At 72.6% G+C, this 18831-nt stretch carries 18 protein-coding genes and 1 tRNA gene; 9 read left to right on the top strand and 10 right to left on the bottom strand.

All coding sequences use genetic code 11. The features are described 5' to 3' along the window. Nucleotides 1-17: 17 nt before the first annotated feature. From BZZ08_RS30790 to phoU, 4 genes are all read right to left on the bottom strand, one after another. Nucleotides 18-1283, bottom strand: a complete 1266-nt coding sequence (locus BZZ08_RS30790; RefSeq protein WP_104635491.1) for a lanthionine synthetase LanC family protein — start codon at nt 1281-1283, stop codon at nt 18-20. Nucleotides 1284-1331: 48 nt separating this feature from the next. Further along, a complete protein-coding gene (locus BZZ08_RS30785; RefSeq protein ID WP_104635490.1) occupies nt 1332-1697 on the bottom strand; it encodes an SCO4225 family membrane protein in 366 nt (121 codons plus the stop codon). A gap of 182 nt (nt 1698-1879) precedes the next feature. Continuing rightward, a complete protein-coding gene (locus tag BZZ08_RS30780) occupies nt 1880-2035 on the bottom strand; it encodes a hypothetical protein (RefSeq protein WP_164883312.1) in 156 nt (51 codons plus the stop codon). Between the two features lie 176 nt (nt 2036-2211). Further along, a complete protein-coding gene (phoU, locus tag BZZ08_RS30775; protein WP_104635488.1) occupies nt 2212-2901 on the bottom strand; it encodes a phosphate signaling complex protein PhoU in 690 nt (229 codons plus the stop codon). Nucleotides 2902-3113: 212 nt separating this feature from the next. Between phoU and BZZ08_RS30770 the strand changes: the two genes are divergently transcribed. Together BZZ08_RS30770 and BZZ08_RS30765 are read left to right on the top strand one after the other, a co-directional pair. Continuing rightward, nucleotides 3114-4394 carry a sensor histidine kinase gene (locus BZZ08_RS30770; protein WP_104635487.1) on the top strand — a complete coding sequence of 427 codons (1281 nt, stop codon included), beginning with the start codon at nt 3114-3116 and terminating at the stop codon, nt 4392-4394. Next, nucleotides 4391-5071 (top strand): response regulator transcription factor, encoded by a 681-nt coding sequence (locus BZZ08_RS30765; RefSeq protein ID WP_003974745.1) that lies wholly within the window; start codon nt 4391-4393, stop codon nt 5069-5071. The genes BZZ08_RS30770 and BZZ08_RS30765 overlap by 4 nt, the downstream gene beginning before the upstream one ends. 109 nt (nt 5072-5180) lie before the next feature. Here the strand turns inward: BZZ08_RS30765 and BZZ08_RS30760 are convergent, their stop codons facing one another. Then, the gene (locus BZZ08_RS30760) at nt 5181-5918 is read right to left on the bottom strand and encodes a DUF461 domain-containing protein (protein WP_104635486.1); all 738 of its coding nucleotides are present in this window, start codon (nt 5916-5918) and stop codon (nt 5181-5183) included. A gap of 667 nt (nt 5919-6585) precedes the next feature. Here BZZ08_RS30760 and BZZ08_RS30750 point away from each other — a divergent pair. From BZZ08_RS30750 to BZZ08_RS30720, 6 genes are all read left to right on the top strand, one after another. Continuing rightward, on the top strand, nt 6586-7068 hold the full coding sequence (locus BZZ08_RS30750; RefSeq protein ID WP_003953493.1) for a CarD family transcriptional regulator: 483 nt from the start codon (nt 6586-6588) through the stop codon (nt 7066-7068). A gap of 305 nt (nt 7069-7373) precedes the next feature. After that, nucleotides 7374-8150, top strand: coding sequence for a 2-C-methyl-D-erythritol 4-phosphate cytidylyltransferase (gene ispD, locus BZZ08_RS30740; protein ID WP_104635484.1), 777 nt, complete (start codon nt 7374-7376; stop codon nt 8148-8150). Next, nucleotides 8140-8643, top strand: a complete 504-nt coding sequence (ispF, locus tag BZZ08_RS30735) for a 2-C-methyl-D-erythritol 2,4-cyclodiphosphate synthase (RefSeq protein WP_104635483.1) — start codon at nt 8140-8142, stop codon at nt 8641-8643. Before ispD ends, ispF begins: the two co-directional genes overlap by 11 nt. A 201-nt stretch (nt 8644-8844) precedes the next feature. Then, the gene (gene cysS, locus BZZ08_RS30730; protein ID WP_104635510.1) at nt 8845-10245 is read left to right on the top strand and encodes a cysteine--tRNA ligase; all 1401 of its coding nucleotides are present in this window, start codon (nt 8845-8847) and stop codon (nt 10243-10245) included. Between the two features lie 121 nt (nt 10246-10366). After that, entirely contained in the window at nt 10367-11308 is a 942-nt protein-coding gene (gene rlmB / locus BZZ08_RS30725; RefSeq protein ID WP_104635482.1) for a 23S rRNA (guanosine(2251)-2'-O)-methyltransferase RlmB, read from the top strand. A 128-nt stretch (nt 11309-11436) separates the two neighbouring features. Further along, the gene (locus tag BZZ08_RS30720) at nt 11437-13161 is read left to right on the top strand and encodes a DoxX family protein (protein WP_198601787.1); all 1725 of its coding nucleotides are present in this window, start codon (nt 11437-11439) and stop codon (nt 13159-13161) included. 96 nt (nt 13162-13257) lie between these two features. Here BZZ08_RS30720 and BZZ08_RS30715 read toward each other — a convergent pair whose 3' ends face one another. The 3 genes from BZZ08_RS30715 to msiK form a co-directional block, all read right to left on the bottom strand. Continuing rightward, nucleotides 13258-13995, bottom strand: a complete 738-nt coding sequence (locus BZZ08_RS30715; RefSeq protein ID WP_104635480.1) for a nucleotidyltransferase family protein — start codon at nt 13993-13995, stop codon at nt 13258-13260. 43 nt (nt 13996-14038) lie between these two features. Then, the gene (locus BZZ08_RS30710; RefSeq protein ID WP_104635509.1) at nt 14039-14494 is read right to left on the bottom strand and encodes a hypothetical protein; all 456 of its coding nucleotides are present in this window, start codon (nt 14492-14494) and stop codon (nt 14039-14041) included. 264 nt (nt 14495-14758) lie between these two features. Continuing rightward, the gene (msiK, locus tag BZZ08_RS30705) at nt 14759-15895 is read right to left on the bottom strand and encodes a diacetylchitobiose ABC transporter ATP-binding protein MsiK (RefSeq protein ID WP_104635479.1); all 1137 of its coding nucleotides are present in this window, start codon (nt 15893-15895) and stop codon (nt 14759-14761) included. Nucleotides 15896-16113: 218 nt separating this feature from the next. On the opposite strand from msiK, the gene BZZ08_RS30700 reads away from it, so the two are divergent. Further along, nucleotides 16114-16187, top strand: a tRNA-Thr gene (locus BZZ08_RS30700). A 63-nt stretch (nt 16188-16250) separates the two neighbouring features. Here BZZ08_RS30700 and BZZ08_RS30695 read toward each other — a convergent pair. Beyond that, on the bottom strand, nt 16251-17888 hold the full coding sequence (locus tag BZZ08_RS30695) for an alpha/beta hydrolase (protein WP_104635478.1): 1638 nt from the start codon (nt 17886-17888) through the stop codon (nt 16251-16253). Nucleotides 17889-17994: 106 nt separating this feature from the next. Beyond that, nucleotides 17995-18831 (bottom strand): NADase-type glycan-binding domain-containing protein (locus BZZ08_RS30690; protein WP_446750280.1); only part of this gene is annotated, 837 nt, incomplete at its 5' end.

Below are 18831 nucleotides of genomic sequence, written 5' to 3'. Positions count from 1 at the left end.
GCTGCGGTCCGGTTCGGTCAGGCGGGCGGCGACACCGGCGGCTGGTCCGGCCACGTGAACGCGTAGCCGGGGTCTCCCCCGCGGGCCAGGCGTACGTAGCGGAGCAGCTCGCGGACGATGCCCGCGTTGCCGCCCGCCCAGCCGGGTTGGGGTTCGAGGTCGCCCGGGGTGGACCGGAAGTCGACGTTGGACCAGCGGGCGCCCGCGCCGTCCCGGATCGCGCGGGCGGTCAGGTCCGCGACCAGGACGTCGGCGAAGTCGAAGGCGTCGCGCTGCTCGGCGATCCGGTCGCAGGCCAGGGCCAGGACGCCCGCGGTGCCGCAGCAGCGGCCGTTGTTGTCCCAGAAGCCGGGGCGCAGTCGCCCAGGGAGGCCGGAGTGGGTGACCGTGTGCCAGCAGCGGTCGGCCAGCGCGGTCCAGGCGGGGTCGGCGGTGATGTCCCGCAGGGTGCGGAAGAGCTGGGCGTCGCCGGAGGGGCCGTGGCACCAGCCGTAGCTGACAGGGTCGATCAGGTCCGGGAGGAACTGCGGGGTGGAGTGCGGGGCCAGGAAGCCGTCGGGTCCCGCGGAGTCCCGGGCCACGACGTCGGCCGCGGCGGACAGCGCCAGGTCGAGCAGGTCCCCGCGGCCGGTGGCCCCGCCGACCCGGGCGAGGGCCAGGGCGATGCCGAGGGTGCCGTGCGAGACGTGGTGCAGGCGGGAGTCGGTGTCCGGGCGGTGGGGCCAGTGGACGCCGTTCGCGGTCCGCTCCGCCGTACGCAGGTACGGCTCCACGGCCAGGACGGCCAGGTCGGGGTCGCCGCACAGGAGGGCGCCCAGGCCGATGCCCGCGTTGCCGCCCATCAGCTCGAACAGCTCGCCCCAGCGGGTGCCGTCGAAGCGGGAGCGGACGAGGCGCAGGGCGCGGTCCGCGGCCTCGCCCGCGGCCGTGTCGCCCAGGGAGTCGTGGACGGACCGCAGGACCAGGGCCAGTCCGGTGCGGCCGAAGTACAGGGAGTCGTCGTCCAGGTCGTCGACGCGGGCGGCCAGGTCGCGGGCCGCGCGCAGGGCGGTGTCGGCGTACGCGTCGTCGCCGAAGTGCCGCCACGCCTCCAGGAGTACGGGGATGATGCCCGCCGTGCCGTTGTAGAGCATCGGTTCGACGGCGTCCTCCGACGGCCTGGCCGGCCAGGCGAGGCCGCCGCCGGGGGTCTCCCGCGCCGTCCCCGTCAGCCACCGCAGCCCGTCCACCGCGATGTCCTCGACCTCGTCGACCGCCACGACCGTGATTCCTGGTGCCGTCATGGGGTCACTCTCGCACCCGGGTGCCCCGGGCCCCAGCGTGCGTCGGGGTCAGTTCGCCGTCGTCAGGTGGTGCGTGCGATCTCCCCGGCGTCCCCGCAGCGTCCGCCACACCGCCCCCAGGGCCAGCGACTGGACGAGCGCCGAGAGTACGATGCCGCCGACGAAGAACCACGTCGGGGCGTCGCCGTCCCAGCCCGCCTCGCCGAGCCAGGCCACGAAGCCGAAGGCCGGGAAGGTGAACAGGGCCGGCCAGACCCAGATGAGGGAGGCGTCGGGGCCGGTCGCGAAGAGGGGCTCCGCCGCGGCGACGGCCATCGCGCCGCCGACCAGCGCGAGGTAGGCCGCCGAGACGCGGTTGGCGACGGTCAGGCGGGTCAGGGTGCGTATCCGGGTGGTGCGGGTGGTCTTCGTCATCGGGTCTCGGGCTCCCCGTGCTCGTCGTCTTCGTCCGGCTTCCTGTCTCCAGGGTCGGGCGGGAACGGGTGCGAGGGCTTGAGTACCCGTACTCAAGTCGTACGACGCGACACCCAGGGGTGGCCGTCAGCGGTGGCCGTACGGCGGCCGGGGGTGCCGGCCGCCGCCGTACCGCCGGTGCGTCAGCCGCACTGGCAGGGGCTGCCCGACTGGCAGCCGCAGCCGCAGCCCGAGCCGCAGCCGCAGGCGGCGATCAGCGGGAGGCTGCGGATCTCGGTGGGCTGCTCGGTCGGGCGTTCCTGTGCGGGGTCGGGCTTCGTGCTGGGGGAATCGGCCATGGTTCCTCCTGGAAGCGGGTGCCTGGGACCCGGGTGTGTGGGTCCATTGCACGCCCCGAACGGCCGTCGCATCAACGGCGCACGGAAGCGAACGTGCGCTCCATTGCGCCGTTGACGCGCGCGGGCCGCAGGCCCTCAGGCCCTCAGGCCCTCAGGCCCCTCGGACCCTCAGGCCCTCAGGCCCCCTCGACCTGTGTCGCCGGCTGGATGTCCGACTGGAGGTCGTCCGCGTGCTCGCCGGTGACCAGGTAGACCACCCGCTTGGCGACCGCGACCGCGTGGTCGGCGTAGCGCTCGTAGTAGCGGCCCAGGAGGGTGACGTCGACCGCCGTCTCGATGCCGTGCTTCCAGCGGTCGTCCATCAGGTGCTGGAAGAGGGTGCGGTGCAGGAGGTCCATCGCGTCGTCGTCCTGCTCCAGCTGGAGGGCCAGGTCGACGTCCTTGGTGATGATCACCTCGGCCGCCTTCGCCATCAGGCGCTGCGCGAGCTGGCCCATCTCCAGGATGGTGGCGTGCAGGTCGTGCGGCACCGCGCGCTCCGGATAGCGCAGCCGGGCCAGCTTGGCCACGTGCTGGGCCAGGTCGCCCGAACGCTCCAGATCGGCCGACATCCGCAGCGACGTGACGACGATGCGCAGGTCCGTCGCCACCGGCTGCTGCCGGGCCAGCAGGGTTATCGCCCGGGCCTCCAGCTCGTGCTGGAGGGCGTCGACCTTCTGGTCCGCCTCGATGACGGCCTCCGCCAGCTTCAGGTCGGAGTCGAGGATCGCGGTCGTGGCGCGTCCGATGGCCGACCCGACCAGCCGGGCCATCTCCACCAGACCGTCACCGATCGAATCAAGTTCCTCGTGGTACGCGTCCCGCATCAGGATTCCCTCTCGTACGTGTTGTTCGGGGGCTCGCAGACCGGCTCGCGCCCCCGCTGTGCCCCACGCTTACACGTTCCGGCCTGTACGCGTCCGTTTCCGGCACCCCAAATGAACCGTCCCTGGCTCCAAGGTGAACTCTGGGCGACGAGTGTTCGAGGTCGCACCCCGATGGCTGGGGCAGGACGGTTCGCCGTGCCTAACCTGGAGCCATGGACGTGAACGCGGCGGTCGCCGCAGCGGCAGCGATCGCCGGAGTACTCACCGGCGTCATCGCCGTGCTGGCGTTCCGCTGGAGCGAGCGGGAGCAGAAGCGCCCCACCCGCACCTCGCTCCACACGGACCCCGTGCTGCCGCCCGGTGTAGACACCGTCCTGTCCGTACTGCGCTCCTCCGCGGTCGTCCTCGACGAGGCCGACGCGGTGGTGAAGGCCAGCTCGGCGGCGTACGCCCTCGGCCTGGTCCGGGGCGGCAAGCTCGCCGTCGAGCCGATGCTGCAGATGGCCAGGGACACCCGGCGGGACGGCGAGATACGGCAGGTCGAGCTGGACCTGCCCCGGCGCGGGAACGGGCGGGGGGAGGCCCTCGCCGTCTCCGCACGCGTCGCGCCCCTCGGGTCGCGGCTGGTGCTGCTGCTGGTCGAGGACCTCACCGAGGCCCGCCGCATCGAGGCCGTACGGCGCGACTTCGTCGCCAATGTGAGCCACGAGCTGAAGACGCCGGTGGGGGCGCTCTCGCTGCTGTCCGAGGCCGTGATGGACGCGGCGGACGACCCGGAGGCCGTGGAGCGGTTCGCCGGGCGGATGCAGATCGAGGCGACCCGGCTCACCAACCTCGTGCAGGAGCTCATCGACCTCTCCCGGGTCCAGAACGACGACCCCCTCGACGACGCCGAGCCCGTCCGGGTGGACGAGCTGGTCGCCGAGGCCATCGACCGCTGCCGGCACGCGGCCGGCACCAAGCAGATCACCATGGCCGCCGGAGGAACGGCGGATCTGCACGTACGCGGCAACCGCGGCCAGCTCGCCGCCGCCCTCGGCAACCTCGTGGAGAACGCCGTCAACTACTCGCCGGCCCGCACCCGCGTCGGCATAGCCGCCCGCCGTGTCGCCGCCCCCGGCGGCGACCTGATCGAGATCGCCGTGACCGACCAGGGCATCGGCATCTCGGAGAAGGACAAGGAGCGCGTCTTCGAGCGCTTCTACCGCGTCGATCCGGCCCGCTCACGGGCCACCGGAGGCACCGGTCTGGGTCTCGCGATCGTCAAGCACGTGGTCGCCTCGCACGGCGGGGAGGTCACGGTGTGGAGCGCCGAAGGCCAGGGCTCCACCTTCACCCTGCGACTGCCGGAGGCGGGCCTGGCCCGCGACCGCGCGCAGCGGGGGTCCGACCGCGCCGGGCTCAGCGACGAGACCGAGCGGTCGTCCGCAACCCCCCACTCCCCCCAAACATCCCCGTACGAAACGTTTCCCGCCCCGGAGGTCCTTCCGTGACCCGTGTGCTCGTCGTCGAGGACGAGGAGTCCTTCTCCGACGCCCTGTCGTACATGCTCCGCAAGGAGGGCTTCGAGGTCGCCATCGCGACCACCGGCCCCGACGGACTCGACGAGTTCGAGCGCAACGGCGCCGACCTCGTGCTCCTCGACCTGATGCTGCCCGGCCTGCCGGGCACCGAGGTCTGCCGCCAGCTGCGCGGCCGCTCGAACGTTCCCGTGATCATGGTGACCGCCAAGGACAGCGAGATCGACAAGGTCGTGGGCCTGGAGATAGGGGCCGACGACTACGTCACCAAGCCCTTCTCCTCCCGCGAGCTGGTCGCCCGCATCCGTGCCGTACTGCGCCGGCGCGGCGAGCCGGAGGAGGTCGCCCCCGCCGCCCTGGAGGCCGGGCCCGTCCGCATGGACGTGGACCGGCACGTGGTGACCGTCGGCGGCACCAAGGTCGACCTGCCGCTGAAGGAGTTCGACCTGCTGGAGATGCTGCTGCGCAACGCCGGCCGCGTGCTGACCCGCATGCAGCTGATCGACCGGGTGTGGGGCGCCGACTACGTCGGTGACACCAAGACCCTCGACGTCCACGTCAAGCGGCTGCGCGCCAAGATCGAGCCCGACCCGGGCGCGCCGCGGTACCTGGTGACGGTGCGCGGACTGGGCTACAAGTTCGAGCCGTAGGCCGGCCCGCCGGCCGGGTGGCCGGGCCGGTCCGCCGGACACGGCGAAGGGCGGGACCTCACGGAGAGGTCCCGCCCTTCGGTCGTACGCCGGTGCGTCCGTACGGTGCTCAGTGGCCGGCTTCGGTGCCGGTGCCGGACTCCTGGGCGGTGCCGTCGGTCTCCGTTCCGGTCCCGTTCGCCTCGCCGGAGGGCTCGCCGGTGGACCCGCCCGTCCCGGCCGTCCCGCCGTCCGCCGGGGCGCCCGAGGACTCCCCGTCGGCCGGCTCGCCCGAGGTCTGCGCGGAGGCTTCCCCGGAGGGCTGCGCGGAGGCGCCCGGGGCCGCCGGGGTCTCGCTCGGGCCCCAGTCGGAGAAGTAGCTCTCGGCGGGGACGACGAACGCGCGCAGGCTCACGGCGCCGGTCTCGCTGAAGTTGAAGGTGATCTTCTGCGCGTTGCCGTCCCGGACCGCCTCGCGGCTGCTGGGCAGGACGGCGGCGGCGTTGTCCTTGCCGCCGAGGATCAGGCGGCCGCCGGCCGGGACGGTCAGGGAGCCCTTCTGACCCTTGGCGGGCTTCAGCTCGGCGGACTTCTCGGTGCCGGCCACGGTGATGGACTCGAGGGTCTGGTCCTTGTCGCCGCCGTTGAACAGGGTGGCGGAGACCACGGCCGGGCCGGTCGACTGCAGGTCGGGCTGGGTGATGACGACCGCGTTCTGGACCTTGATGTGGCCCACGGACGTCGCGGCGTTGTCCGGCTTGATCTCCAGCGTCTGGGCGTTGTGACCGGCGCCGCACGCGGCGAGCGAGGCGATCGAGAACGCGATGGCGGCGGCGGCGAGGGCACCGCGTCGAAGGCTGCTGCTCACGGCGGCGGCAACTCCTTGGACTCGAGCGGGGTGGCGGCAACGGATAAAGCCGCCCTAAGTGGCTGTCAGCGGCCTTAGGCTACCGAGCCGTTCTCGGGCCGCCGCACCCGACCCTCCCCGAAGACCTCCCGCTTCGCTCGGCAGGCGGTAGGCCCCGGGCGCGGTGCGAGTGCCGTCCCGGCGGGGTCCGGGCGCCGGTCCGTGGTGTTCCGCAGGGTCGTTTAGCGGCTCGTACTCGTCCGACATTCAGCTATGAAGCCCTCCGCCATACAGGTCGTGGATCGGCTGGCGAAATTTCCGTGAAGGAATGCGCGGGGCGGCCGGGAATTGATCACCGGCGGGCCGGCCGGGGTGCCTCGTGATCAATTCCGGATTCGACCGGAACCCCGACGCGGCCACCGAACGGAGTAGCGGAAGTCGCACGCATGGAACCGGACATATCGGGATCTTCGGGCAGGTGGCGAGGGCTCCGGATGTGTGTGACGTGCGTGTTTCGCCCGGCCTGGAGAGCCGCTCCGACCTGCGAATACTTTCTTCCGGCGGCCCGGCGCAGCACGTTCCTGTCGCTGTTGTCAAGCCCCGAGATATGCCCTGACCTGCGAAAACGCCATTCAGAAGACGCCGTTTCCGTGTTACCCTGGATAGCCACGGAAGGGGTACCTGTCACATGACGTTCAAGGTTGGCGACACCGTGGTCTATCCCCATCACGGGGCCGCGCTGATCGAGGCTATCGAAACTCGCCAGATCAAAGGCGTGGACAAGACCTACTTGGTGCTGAAGGTCGCCCAGGGCGACCTGACGGTACGTGTGCCAGCGGACAATGCGGAGTTCGTCGGCGTGCGTGATGTGGTCGGTCAGGACGGGCTGGACCGGGTCTTCGAGGTACTGCGCGCGCCGTACGCCGAGGAGCCCACGAACTGGTCGCGTCGTTACAAGGCAAACCTGGAGAAGCTCGCCTCCGGCGACGTCATCAAGGTCGCGGAAGTCGTACGCGATCTGTGGCGCCGTGAGCGCGAGCGCGGACTCTCCGCAGGTGAGAAGCGCATGCTCGCCAAGGCCCGCCAGATCCTGGTGAGCGAGCTGGCTCTTGCGGAGAACACCAACGAGGACAAGGCGGAGGCCCTGCTCGACGAGGTGCTCGCCTCCTGACCTGAGGCGAGGCGCAGACCGTCAGCCACTCGGTTCAGCGCACTGAAATGCCGCGGTGCCCGATGACATCCTTGCTGTCGCCGGGCGCTGCGGCATGTTCGTACCCGCACACGGTTTCCGGCATCCTGACGTCCGGATGCCGGTGATCCTCGTACGCTCATCCCGGGAGGTTTCCCCGGGTCCTGGCGTGCCGGGCCCGGGCTGCTGGCTCGACCAGGGTCACGGAAGGGTCCGGTCAAGGCATCGCGCCCGGCACGGTGAGGCCATACCCAACTAGGTCGAGCACACAAACCTGACAGGAACCGATGTCTGACGAATCGCGTCCCTCACCCGTCGAGACGCCTGCCGCGGACCGTCCGCACCCCAGGACCGCCGCCGTGATTCCGGCCGCGGGCCGGGGCGTACGGCTCGGCCCGGGCGCCCCCAAGGCCCTGCGCGCGCTGGGCGGCACGCCCATGCTCATCCACGCGGTCCGGGCGATGGCCGCCTCCCGCGGGGTCTCCCTCGTGGTGGTCGTCGCCCCGCCCGACGGCGCCGGTGAGGTCAAGAGCCTCCTGGACGCGCACGCGCTGCCCGAGAGGACGGACTTCCTCGTGGTGCCCGGCGGCGAGACGCGGCAGGAGTCCGTACGGCTCGGCCTGGACGCGCTGCCGCCCGAGTACGACATCGTCCTGGTGCACGACGCCGCCCGGCCGCTGGTGCCGGTGGACACGGTGGACGCGGTGATCGACGCCGTACGGGAGGGCGCGCCCGCCGTGGTGCCGGCGGTGCCGCTCGCCGACACCGTCAAGCAGGTCGAGCCCGCCGCGGTGCCGGGCGAGCCGGAGCCCGTGGTGGCGACGCCGGAGCGGGCGCGGCTGCGCGCGGTGCAGACCCCGCAGGGATTCGACCGGGCGACGCTGGTGCGGGCCCACGGGACGGTGACCGACGACGTCACCGACGACGCGAGCATGGTCGAGCAGCTCGGGCTCGCGGTGGTGGTGGTGCCGGGGCACGAGGAGGCGTTCAAGGTGACGCGCCCGCTCGACCTGGTGCTCGCCGAGGCGGTGCTGGCACGCAGGAGGCTGAACGATGGGTTCTGAGACGGATGCGCAGGTGCTGCTGCCGCGGGTCGGGATCGGCACGGACATCCACGCCTTCGAGGACGGGCGTGAGCTGTGGTGCGCCGGGCTGAAGTGGGAGGGCGAGGGGGCCGGGCTGGCCGGGCACTCCGACGCGGACGTCGTCGCCCACGCGGCGTGCAACGCGCTGTTCTCCGCGGCGGGGGTCGGGGACCTGGGGCAGCACTTCGGTACCGGGCGGCCGGAGTGGTCCGGGGCGTCCGGGGTGACGCTGCTGACGGAGGCGGCGCGGATCGTGCGGGCGGCGGGGTTCCGGATCGGGAACGTCGCGGTGCAGGTGGTCGGGGCGCGGCCGAAGATCGGCAAGCGGCGGGACGAGGCGGAGGCGGTGCTCTCCGGGGCGGTGGGGGCGCCGGTGTCCGTGTCGGGGGCGACGACGGACGGGCTCGGGTTCCCCGGGCGGGGGGAGGGGCTGATGGCGGTGGCCACGGCGTTGGTCGTGCGGGTGCCCTAGCCGGGCGGGGCGGGGCGGGGCGGTGTGAGAGTGCCGTCGGCGGACGCGCCGCCAGGGGCTCCGCCCCGCGCCCCGCCAGGGGCTCCGCCCTTGAACCCCGGCCTGTGCCCACTCGCCGCCCGACTCGCGGGGACGAGAAGTCGCCGCAACAACGGGGTACGTGTGCCCTGGGCACTGCTCGGCGCCTACTACCCTGGACACGTGACTATTCGCCTGTACGACACCAGCGCCCGGCAGATCCGTGACTTCGCCCCCCTCACGCCGGGCTGCGTCTCGATCTACCTGTGTGGCGCCACCGTGCAGGCCGCCCCGCACATCGGGCACATCCGGTCGGGGCTGAACTTCGACATCATGCGCCGCTGGTTCGCCTACCGGGGCTATGACGTCACGTTCGTCCGCAACGTCACCGACATCGACGACAAGATCATCAGGAAGGCGGCCGAGCAGAACCGCCCCTGGTGGTCCATCGGTTACGAGAACGAGCGGGCGTTCAACGACGCCTACGACGCCCTCGGCTGCCTGCCGCCCACCTACGAGCCGCGCGCCACGGGCCACATCACCGAGATGGTCGAGATGATGCGCGGCCTCATCGAGCGCGGTCACGCCTACGAGGCCGACGGCAACGTCTACTTCGACGTACGGTCCCTGCCGGGCTACCTGTCGCTGTCCAACCAGGACCTCGACGACCTGCGCCAGCCCTCCGAGGACGGCGAGACCGGCAAGCGGGACCTGCGCGACTTCGCCATGTGGAAGGCGGCCAAACCCGGGGAGCCCAGCTGGGAGACGCCGTGGGGGCGGGGACGGCCCGGGTGGCACCTGGAGTGCTCCGCCATGGCGCACAAGTACCTGGGCGAGGAGTTCGACATCCACGGCGGCGGGATCGACCTGATCTTCCCGCACCACGAGAACGAGATCGCCCAGGCCCGCGGCTTCGGCGACGCCTTCGCCCGGTACTGGGTGCACAACGCCTGGGTCACCATGAGCGGCGAGAAGATGTCCAAGTCGCTCGGCAACAGCGTGCTCGTGAGCGAGATGGTGAAGAAGTGGCGGCCGGTCGTGCTGCGCTACTACCTGGGCACCCCGCACTACCGCTCGACCATCGAGTACAGCGAGGAGTCCCTGCGCGAGGCCGAGTCGGCGTACGCGCGGATCGAGGGCTTCGTGCAGCGCGTCACCGAGCTGGCCGGCCACGCCGTCGAGCCCGCCGCCGAGGTGCCGCCCGCCTTCGCCGAGGCGATGGACGACGACCTGGGCGTCCCGCAGGCGCTGGCGATCGTGCACACCACCGTCCGGCAGGGCAACAGCGCGCTGGCCGCCGACGACAAGGACGCGGCCGTCGCCCGGCTCGCCGAGGTACGGGCCATGCTCGGGGTCCTCGGCCTGGACCCGCTGGACGCGCGGTGGGCGGGCGAGCAGGAGCAGGGCGAGGACCTGCGGCACGTCGTCGACAGCCTCGTACGGCTCGTGCTCGACCAGCGCGAGGCCGCGCGGACGCGGAAGGACTGGGCCACCGCCGACGCCATTCGCGACCAGCTCGGACAGTCCGGGCTGGCCATCGAGGACAGCCCGCAGGGACCCCGCTGGAGCCTCGGCCCCCGCTGACCCGGCGGGGCGGCGGGACCCGAACCCGTAGATCGATTGTGCCGCCCGGCCCTCCGGGCGGCACACTGCATAAGACGCACGTACGACGCACACTCCCGTAGAGAGCGGAGACAGGTAACTCATGGCCGCGAACAACCGCCGCATGTCCGGCAAGAAGGGCGCGCAGGTCGGCAGCGGCGGCAAGCGACGCCGGGGCCTGGAAGGCAAGGGGCCGACGCCCCCCGCCGAGATGCGCAAGGGGCACGCCAAGCAGCGCGCCGCCAACGCCAAGGCGCGCCGCACCACGGGACGCCCGCAGCAGCGGCGCGGTGGCGGCCGGTCGACGTCCGAGCTGGTCGTCGGCCGCAACCCGGTCTACGAGGCGCTGCGCGAGGGCGTGCCCGCCTCCACGCTCTACGTCCAGCAGTTCATCGACAACGACGAGCGGGTGCGCGAGGCGCTGCAGCTCGCCGCCGAGCGCGGTGGCATCAACCTCATGGAGGCGCCGCGCCCCGAGCTGGACCGGATGACCAACGGGCTCAACCACCAGGGGCTCGTGCTCCAGGTGCCGCCGTACGAGTACGCGCACCCCGAGGACCTGGTCGCCGCCGCCCACGACGAGGGCGTGGACCCGCTGATCGTCGCCCTCGACGGGGTGACCGACCCGCGCAACCTCGGCGCCGTCGTCCGCTCGGTCTCCGCCTTCGGCGGCCACGGCGTCGTCGTGCCCGAGCGGCGCGCGGCCGGCATGACGGCGGGCGCCTGGAAGACGTCCGCCGGTACGGCCGCCCGTACGCCGGTGGCCCGCGCCACCAACCTCACGCGGGCGCTGGAGTCGTACCAGAAGGCCGGCATCACGGTCGTCGGCCTCGCCGCCGACGGCGAGGCCGAACTGGGCGACCTGGCGGCCCTCGACGGCCCCGTGGTCATCGTCGTCGGCAGCGAGGGCAAGGGCCTGTCGCGACTCGTCGGCGAAACCTGCGACTTCCGGGTCCGCATCCCGATGCCGGGTGGCGCCGAGTCCCTCAACGCCGGTGTGGCCGCGGGGATCGTGCTGTACGAGGCGGCGCGCAGGCGGGGCTGACCCCGGCGGGAACGGGTGTTCGCCGGATAGCCCAGACGGGGTGTTCGAGGCTGTCCGGACATGCTTGACGCGGTCCGGACAGATCGGGGCGGTCAAGGCAGTGTCCTAACGACACATCACTCGGTTAGATGAGTGTGGACACCAGAACACCCCGCACTCCCACGGGGGACCGCTCGTCGGGATACGACGACGCTCCCGCGCTGAGCATGGTGAAGGTGCCGAGCGATCCGGCGCAGGTCATCGTCAACCACGCGAGTTTCCGCGTGCAGTTCGGTGCCTCCGCGCGGCGGACCCAGTCCCCGCGGATCGCGCGGCACCTGAGCGCCACCCAGGACATCGCCCGTACGCCCGCCGCCCCGGCCGCGGGCCGTCGCCGCGCCGTCGTGTGGAGCGGGCGGTCCGACCCGGACGACACCGGCGCGCACCGGCTGCTCCAGGCGGTGCGGGCGGGAGCCGGTCACCACGCCGACGCCCCGGCCGCCGACCGCTCGGCCGACGCCGGAGCCACGCAGGTCATCCCCCGGGTGGAGTTCGACGGCGGCCCCCTCGACTACGACGACGGCCCGGCCACCCAGACGCTGGAGACCCCCCTCGTCGGCGCCCAGCGCGGCCCCGTCCCCGACGGCACCCGGCTGCTGCCCGCGATGCGCGCCGTGGGCAGCGCCTACGACGAGCCGGCCTACGACGGATCCGCCTACGGCCCGGAGGACTTCGGGACCGGGAGCGACGGCTACGACGACGGCTACGGCCCCGACGACGACCCGGACCAGGGCGAGCGGCGCCGCAGGCGCCGCGGCGACGACCCGGCGCGGCACGCCTACTTCCCCGGCCGCCGGATGAACCTCGGCGTCGTCCTGCTGCCCCTGCGCGTCTTCCTCGGCTTCATCTCCATCTACGCCGGCATGGGCAAGCTCTGCGACCCCGTCTACTTCGACGGCGGCGAACGCGGCTCCATGGTCAAGTGGCTCAACACCCTGCACCCCTGGGACGTCGCCGAGCCGCTGCGCCAGTTCGCCCTCGCCCACCCCGTGGGCGCCGGGCTGGTCATCGCCTTCCTCCAGGTGCTGGTGGGTGTCCTGACCGTCCTCGGGTGCTGGCAGCGCGTGGCGGCCGTCATCGGCGCCGGCCTGTCCGCCGCGCTCCTCGTCACCGTCAGCTGGAAGAGCGTCCCGGTCTACGACGCGCCCGACATCATCTACCTCGCCGCCTGGTCCCCGCTGATCATCGCCGGGGCGCCCGTCTACTCCGTGGACGGCAGGCTCGCGGGCAGCGCCTGGCGCCGGCTCGGGCCCCGGTCCGACATCTGGGACCTGCGCCGCTACGTCCTGCGCCGCGGCGCCGTCATCACCTTCCTGGTCGCCGGTGTCACCCTCCTCGTCGGCTCCGTCCTCGGCGGTGCCGTCCGGGACGCCGACCGCGTGGTGGTCCCGGGGCCCGGCGAGGCCCCGCGCAACGAGCTGCCCGGCTCCCCGCTCCCGCGGGACCCCGGCACCCGCGAGCCGAAGACCTCCTCCCCGGATGCCTCCGCATCCCCCACCCAGGGCGCCACCAACGGCGCGTCCGCCCCCGCGGAGGACTCCGCGACCACCCCGGGCGCGACCCGCCACAGCAGCGGCACCGCCACCGGCGGCGGTACGCCGAGCCAGACCCAGGGCACCACGGGCCAGGCCCCGCCCCGGCAGTCCGCACCGGCCGGGCAGGCGCCGAGCACCACGGCCGGACCGACCGCGGGCGGCACCACGACCGGCGGCAACGGCGGCTCCACCGGCGGCGGCACCGGCAGCGGTGACGGCGGCGGCTCCTCCTCCACCGGAGAGCCCGGCGGCCGTCTGGTGGGCGGCCTCCTGGGCTAGCGGCAGCACGCCCCCGACGCAGTACAGCAGGGCCCCGCACACGAGGTGCGGGGCCCTGCTGCCGTACCGCGTACCCGCGGGGCCTCGGCGGCGCGCTCAGCGGCCTGCCAGGGCCGCCAGTTCCCGGGCCGCCTCGGTCAGGTCCTTCGCGGTGTCGATCGCCCGCCAGTAGGAGCCCTGCGGGACCGGGAAGCCGGCCAGCCGGCGCTCGCGGGCCAGCCGGGGGAAGGTGGTGCGCTCGTGGTCGCCGCGCTCCGGGAGCATCGCGGCGAACTCCGGCGAGAAGACGTACACGCCCGCGTTGATCTCGAAGGTCGACGGCGGCGCCTCGATGAAGTCGGTGATGTGGCCGAAGCCGTCCGTCTGGACGGCGCCCCACGGCAGCCGCGGGCGGGCCAGGGCGAGGGTGGCGACGGCGTCCCGCTCGGCGTGGAAGTCGGCCATGTCGCGCAGCGAGAAACGGGTCCAGATGTCGCCGTTGGTGGCGTACCAGGGCCGGTCCGGGTGCGGAAGGTGGGCGGCGGCGTGCCTGAGGCCGCCGCCGCGGCCCAGCGGCTCGGTCTCCACGACGGTGGCGACGGAGAGCGGCAGGTCGGCGCTCTTCAGCCAGTCCTGCAACACCTCGGCCAGATGACCGCAGGAGACCACGACGTCGGTGACGCCCTCCTCGGCGAGCCAGGCGAGCTGATGGCCGATGATCGGAGTCCCGGTGCCCGGGATCTCGACCATCGGCTTGGGCCGGTCGTCGGTGTAGGGGCGCAGCCGGGAACCCTGCCCGCCGGCCAGGACGACGGCTTGAACGGGGCGGCGGGACGCGGCGTTCGGATCGGTCATGCCCGAACTGTACGCGGCGCCCCGCCGGCCTTACGAAGGGCGCTCAGCCGTGCGCGGCCAGCACGCCCGAGGCGAAGGCGGTGTCGCAGACCGGGCGGGCGTACGACTGGGCGCGCGTCGGGCCGTAGACCCTCACCGCGGCGCGGCCGAGGGCGCGGGCGATGGTCGCGCAGTGGTCGGCCAGCGACGGGCGCTCGTTCACCGCCTGCTGGAGGTGGGTGAGGGCGACGCCCGGGTCCTCCTCCTGCAACTCGGTCAGCAGCCGGTCGCGCAGCACCTCGTGCGGGGCACGGGCGGTGCGGGCGGAGGAGGCCTTGGCGGAGGATGCCTCGGACGCGGCGAGCACCGAGTCCGCGGGATCCCCGGACCAGTTGACGCGGGTGACCGCGAGAGTCCCGGAGAGCACCAGGACGACGGGCAGGACGAAGGCGAGAGAGCGGCCGATCCGGCGGGCGGGGCCCCGGCCGCGTCGCGTCTGTCGGGTGGTGGAGTGCTTCACGGAGTGCTTCACGCGAGTGAGGGTAGCGCCCGGTAATGATTTGGCGACATTTAGTCACCCCTTCGGGGGATGAAGAGTGGTCTTCGGCCGGGTAGAGGGTTGACGAACACGGGTCGAAACGTCCGTTGTGCCGGGGTATTTGTCGACAACGAAAAGAGCCCCGCAGCAGGCCGCAGGGCTCTTTTCGTCAACGCGGGTGAGAATCACCCGGTCGCGTGGTTTCTCGGCGAGGGGTTTCGCGGGGGATTCACCGCGTCACCGCTCTCAGTCGGTGAGGCGCTCGCCCGTGGAGGACGAGAAGACGTGCGTCTCGCCCGGACGCGGCACGACGTGGACGGTCGCGCCCTTCTCCGGCACCGCGCGGCTGCTGACGCGGACCACCAGGTCCCTCGTCTCACCGCTGACCTCGACCGTGCCGTAGACGTAGCCGTCGGCGCCGGTCTCCTCCACGACGTTCACCGAGACCGCGAGACCGGCCGGGGCGTCGGCCGAGTCCTTCGACAGGGTCTTGGCGGCGCCGCCGTTCAGCTCCACCACGTCGAAGTGCTCCGGGCGGACGCCGACGGTGACCGTGCGGTCGCCCTTGTCGGAGGCGGCCTTCAGGGCGTCGCGGTTGACCGGGACGACGCTGTTGCCGAACTTCACGCCGCCGTCGGTGATCGGGACCTCGACCAGGTTCATGGCCGGGGAGCCGATGAAGCCGGCGACGAAGAGGTTGGCGGGCTTGTCGTACATGTTCCGCGGGGTGTCGACCTGCTGGAGCAGACCGTCCTTGAGGACCGCCACGCGGTCGCCCATCGTCATGGCCTCGACCTGGTCGTGGGTGACGTAGACGGTGGTGATGCCCAGGCGGCGCTGGAGCGAGGCGATCTGCGTACGGGTGGAGACACGGAGCTTGGCGTCCAGGTTGGACAGCGGCTCGTCCATGAGGAACACCTGCGGCTCACGCACGATCGCGCGGCCCATCGCCACCCGCTGGCGCTGACCGCCGGAGAGCGCCTTCGGCTTGCGGTCCAGGTACTCGGTGAGGTCGAGGATCTTCGCGGCCTCCTCGACCTTCTGCCGGATCTCCGCCTTGTTGACGCCGGCGATCTTCAGGGCGAAGCCCATGTTGTCGGCGACCGACATGTGCGGGTACAGCGCGTAGTTCTGGAACACCATGGCGATGTCCCGGTCCTTCGGCGGCAGGTGCGTCACGTCGCGGTCGCCGATGCGGATGGCGCCGCCGTTCACGTCCTCGAGCCCCGCGAGCATCCGGAGCGAGGTGGACTTGCCACAACCGGACGGGCCGACCAGGACGAGGAACTCGCCGTCCGCGATGTCGATGTCGAGACCGTCGACGGCGGGCTTCGTGGAACCCGGGTACACGCGGGTCGCCTTGTCGAACGTAACAGTGGCCATGGTGAAGGGCCCCCTTCTACCGGCAGGAACGTGCCGGACGATCCGTTGTAGGAAGGTGGTGGTGTAGTCCACACGGGTGAAGCTGAGCAGGACGGTACCCGGCGTTCACCTGATCTGTCAGTAGCTGGAGGTCGGTGAATTTCGCCGAAACTTTCGAATTTCGTCGTTCACCGGCTCTGTGTACAGTGGAGCAGCCTGCGCGCGCCCGCCGCGCGCGTGCCTCCTTAGCTCAGCTGGTCAGAGCGCCGCTCTTGTAAAGCGAAGGTCGTCGGTTCGAATCCGACAGGGGGCTTTGCACCCGGACGCCGACGCCCCCGCGATCCATGATCGCGGGGGCGTCGGCGTCCGGTGCCGGTTACTTGCCCTCCGGCAGGGGTTCCGCCTCGCAGACCGTGCCGGGCTTCGGGAGCGTGCCGTTCAGCAGGTAGGCGACGACGGTGTCCTGGACGCAGGTGTTGCCGCTGTCGTAGGCGCCGTGGCCCTCGCCCTCGTACGTCAGCTCGACGCCCACCTTCTCGCCGAGGCGCTCCGCCATGCGGGCGGCGCCCTCGTACGGGGTGGCGGGGTCGCCGGTGTTGCCGACGAGCAGGACGGGGGGTGCGCCCGGGGCGCTGACCTCGGGGTGCCGGGCGGCTCCGGGGACCGGCCAGCCGTCGCAGGACAGGGCGCTCCAGGCGAGGCCGGGGCCGAAGAGGGGGGAGGCTTCGAGGAAGTCCGCCAGGCGGGACCGGACGTCCGCGACGGTGTAGCGGCTGCTGGAGTCGTCGCAGGTGATGGCCCGGAAGGCGTCGTCCTCGTTGCTCTCCTCGTCGGTCGGGTCGTCGTCGGTGTCACCGCCCGCGCCGTGCTGGCCCAGGGCTTCGGCGAGGTCGTGGAGGACTTCGCCGTTGTCGTCGGCCGCGGCTTCCAGGCCGGCGCGGAGCGCGGGCCAGTAGTCCTGCCGGTAGAGCGCGCCGCTGATGGCGTCGATGAGGGCGTCGCCGTCGAGTTCGCCGCCGTCGGAGGTGGTGAGCGGGGTGTCGTCGAGGGCCTCTTCGAGGTCGACGGCGAGGTCCACGACGGCCTCGGCGTCGTCGCCGAGTGCGCAGCCCTGCCGGGCGCACCAGGCGGCGAAGTGCTCGAAGGCGAGCTGGAATCCGCCGGCCTGGGCGAGGGCCTGCGCCATCTGGTCGTGGGTGGGGTCGACGACGCCGTCGAGTACGGCGCGGCCGACGCGCTCGGGGAACAAGTGGGCGTAGACGCCGCCGAGTTCGGTGCCGTAGGAGATGCCGAAGTAGTGGAGCTTGTCGTCGCCGAGGACCTGGCGCACGAGGTCCATGTCCTGGGCGGCCTGGGTGGTGCCGACGTAGGGGAGGACGTCGCCGGAGTTCTTCTTGCAGGCGGCCGCCGTCGCCCGGTTGAACCGGACGAGCGCGTTGGTCTCGTCGCCGCCGTCGTCGGGGGTGTTGTCGATGTCGTCCTCGTCGGGGAGGCCGGCGTCCAGGCAGCGCACGCCCTCGCTGTTGCCGACGCCGCGCGGGTCGAAGCTGACGAGGTCGTAGCGGGTGCGGAGCTTCTCGTAGTCGGGGGCGAGACCGGGGAGGGTGGCGACGCCGGAGCCGCCGGGGCCGCCGAAGTTGAAGAGCAGGGAGCCGATCCGGTCGTCCGGGGCGCCGCTCGCGCGGGCGCGGATCAGCGCGAGGTCGATGGTCTCGCCGGAGGGGTGCTTCCAGTCCAACGGCGTGCGCAGGGTGGCGCATTGCCACCGGGTGCCGTCGGGGAGCGCGCCGGGGGCCTCGCCGCCGCCCTGGAGGGGAGTGGGGGCGGGGCAGTCCCGCCAGGTCGGGGACTGCTCGCGGAGGTCGTTCAGGGCCTGGGCGTCGGACGTGGTGCCGCCGGTGTCGCCGTGCCGTTCGCCGTCCCGGGCCGCGGGCGCGCAGGCCGCGAGGGAGGAGGCGAGCAGGGTGGCCGTGGACAGCAGGACGGCGGTGGATATCGCTCGTGCTGTGGGCATGGCCTCAGCCTCCGGTGGCCCGGAGGGCGGCGCATGGTGTGGCGTCCGTTCGGGTGGGGGCCCCGCCGGTCCGCGACGGTGCGCGGCGGCGGGGCCCCGGGCCGGGTCAGGAGGAGCGGTTGGCGCTGGAGGGGCCGAAGAACTCGATCTCGGAGATGGCGACCTGCTTCTTGGCGGACGCCGCGTGGGCGGATTCGATGGTGAAGCGGACCTTGGTGACCTCGCCGACGCGGAACGGGCGTCGCTGGCCGCCGGCGCCCTGGTCCAGGGTGAGGTCGCGGGTCTTGACCGACCCGTCCTTCATGGTGATCGTCGCCTTGACGCGGTGCGGCAGGGCCGACTCCCGCAGCTTGTCGGCGCGGGTGGAGACACCGGGGGTGATGATCACGTCGAGCAGCCGGGTCGGCTCGGTGAAGCTGACCTCGACCCACTCGCCCTGGCCGGACTGCGAGATGCCCGGCCCCCACCAGGTGTTGCTGAGCTTGTCGATGAGCAGCTCCGGCTTGTGGCCGGGGAAGGAGTGCGACGCCTTGATGGCGTCCGGGGAGACGGGGGCGCGCTTGGCGAAGTGGTCACGGGTGTTCTGGACGCCGTCGGGGATGTACATGAAGCCGAGGACGACCAGGGTGGCCACGACGACGACGGTGATCCAGGTGCCGATGCGGTCGAAGACGCGGCGCAGGCGGGGGCGGTCGCCGGCCCACGGGGTCTCCTGGCGCCGTCCGCCGAAGAGCCGGCGCCACCAGGGGGCCCGCACGGCGCCCTGGTCGCCGCTCGCGACCAGGGGCATGGCGCAGCGGGCGCAGTAGTGGCGGTCGGGGCGGTTGGGCGTGGAGCACCACGGGCAGGGCGGGCCGTTGGCGATGTCCGGCTGGTGGCCGGGGGCGCGGACCTGCGGCCGGTCCGCGTCGGGGCGGCCGGGCAGGACGGGGGCGACGGTGGG

It is taken from the genome of Streptomyces sp. MH60 (assembly GCF_002939385.1).
Taxonomy (GTDB): domain Bacteria; phylum Actinomycetota; class Actinomycetes; order Streptomycetales; family Streptomycetaceae; genus Streptomyces.
Note: the sequence above shows the minus strand (reverse complement) of the source record. Positions and strands in the feature narration are given on the sequence as shown.

Coding starts and splice junctions, on each gene's coding strand:
- BZZ08_RS30790 (WP_104635491.1), bottom strand. CDS start 1,283: ATGACGGCACCAGGAATCACGGTCGTGGCGGTCGACGAGGTCGAGGAC.
- BZZ08_RS30785 (WP_104635490.1), bottom strand. CDS start 1,697: ATGACGAAGACCACCCGCACCACCCGGATACGCACCCTGACCCGCCTG.
- BZZ08_RS30780 (WP_164883312.1), bottom strand. CDS start 2,035: ATGGCCGATTCCCCCAGCACGAAGCCCGACCCCGCACAGGAACGCCCG.
- phoU (WP_104635488.1), bottom strand. CDS start 2,901: ATGCGGGACGCGTACCACGAGGAACTTGATTCGATCGGTGACGGTCTG.
- BZZ08_RS30770 (WP_104635487.1), top strand. CDS start 3,114: ATGGACGTGAACGCGGCGGTCGCCGCAGCGGCAGCGATCGCCGGAGTA.
- BZZ08_RS30750 (WP_003953493.1), top strand. CDS start 6,586: ATGACGTTCAAGGTTGGCGACACCGTGGTCTATCCCCATCACGGGGCC.
- ispD (WP_104635484.1), top strand. CDS start 7,374: ATGTCTGACGAATCGCGTCCCTCACCCGTCGAGACGCCTGCCGCGGAC.
- ispF (WP_104635483.1), top strand. CDS start 8,140: ATGGGTTCTGAGACGGATGCGCAGGTGCTGCTGCCGCGGGTCGGGATC.
- rlmB (WP_104635482.1), top strand. CDS start 10,367: ATGGCCGCGAACAACCGCCGCATGTCCGGCAAGAAGGGCGCGCAGGTC.
- BZZ08_RS30720 (WP_198601787.1), top strand. CDS start 11,437: ATGAGTGTGGACACCAGAACACCCCGCACTCCCACGGGGGACCGCTCG.
- BZZ08_RS30715 (WP_104635480.1), bottom strand. CDS start 13,995: ATGACCGATCCGAACGCCGCGTCCCGCCGCCCCGTTCAAGCCGTCGTC.
- msiK (WP_104635479.1), bottom strand. CDS start 15,895: ATGGCCACTGTTACGTTCGACAAGGCGACCCGCGTGTACCCGGGTTCC.
- BZZ08_RS30695 (WP_104635478.1), bottom strand. CDS start 17,888: ATGCCCACAGCACGAGCGATATCCACCGCCGTCCTGCTGTCCACGGCC.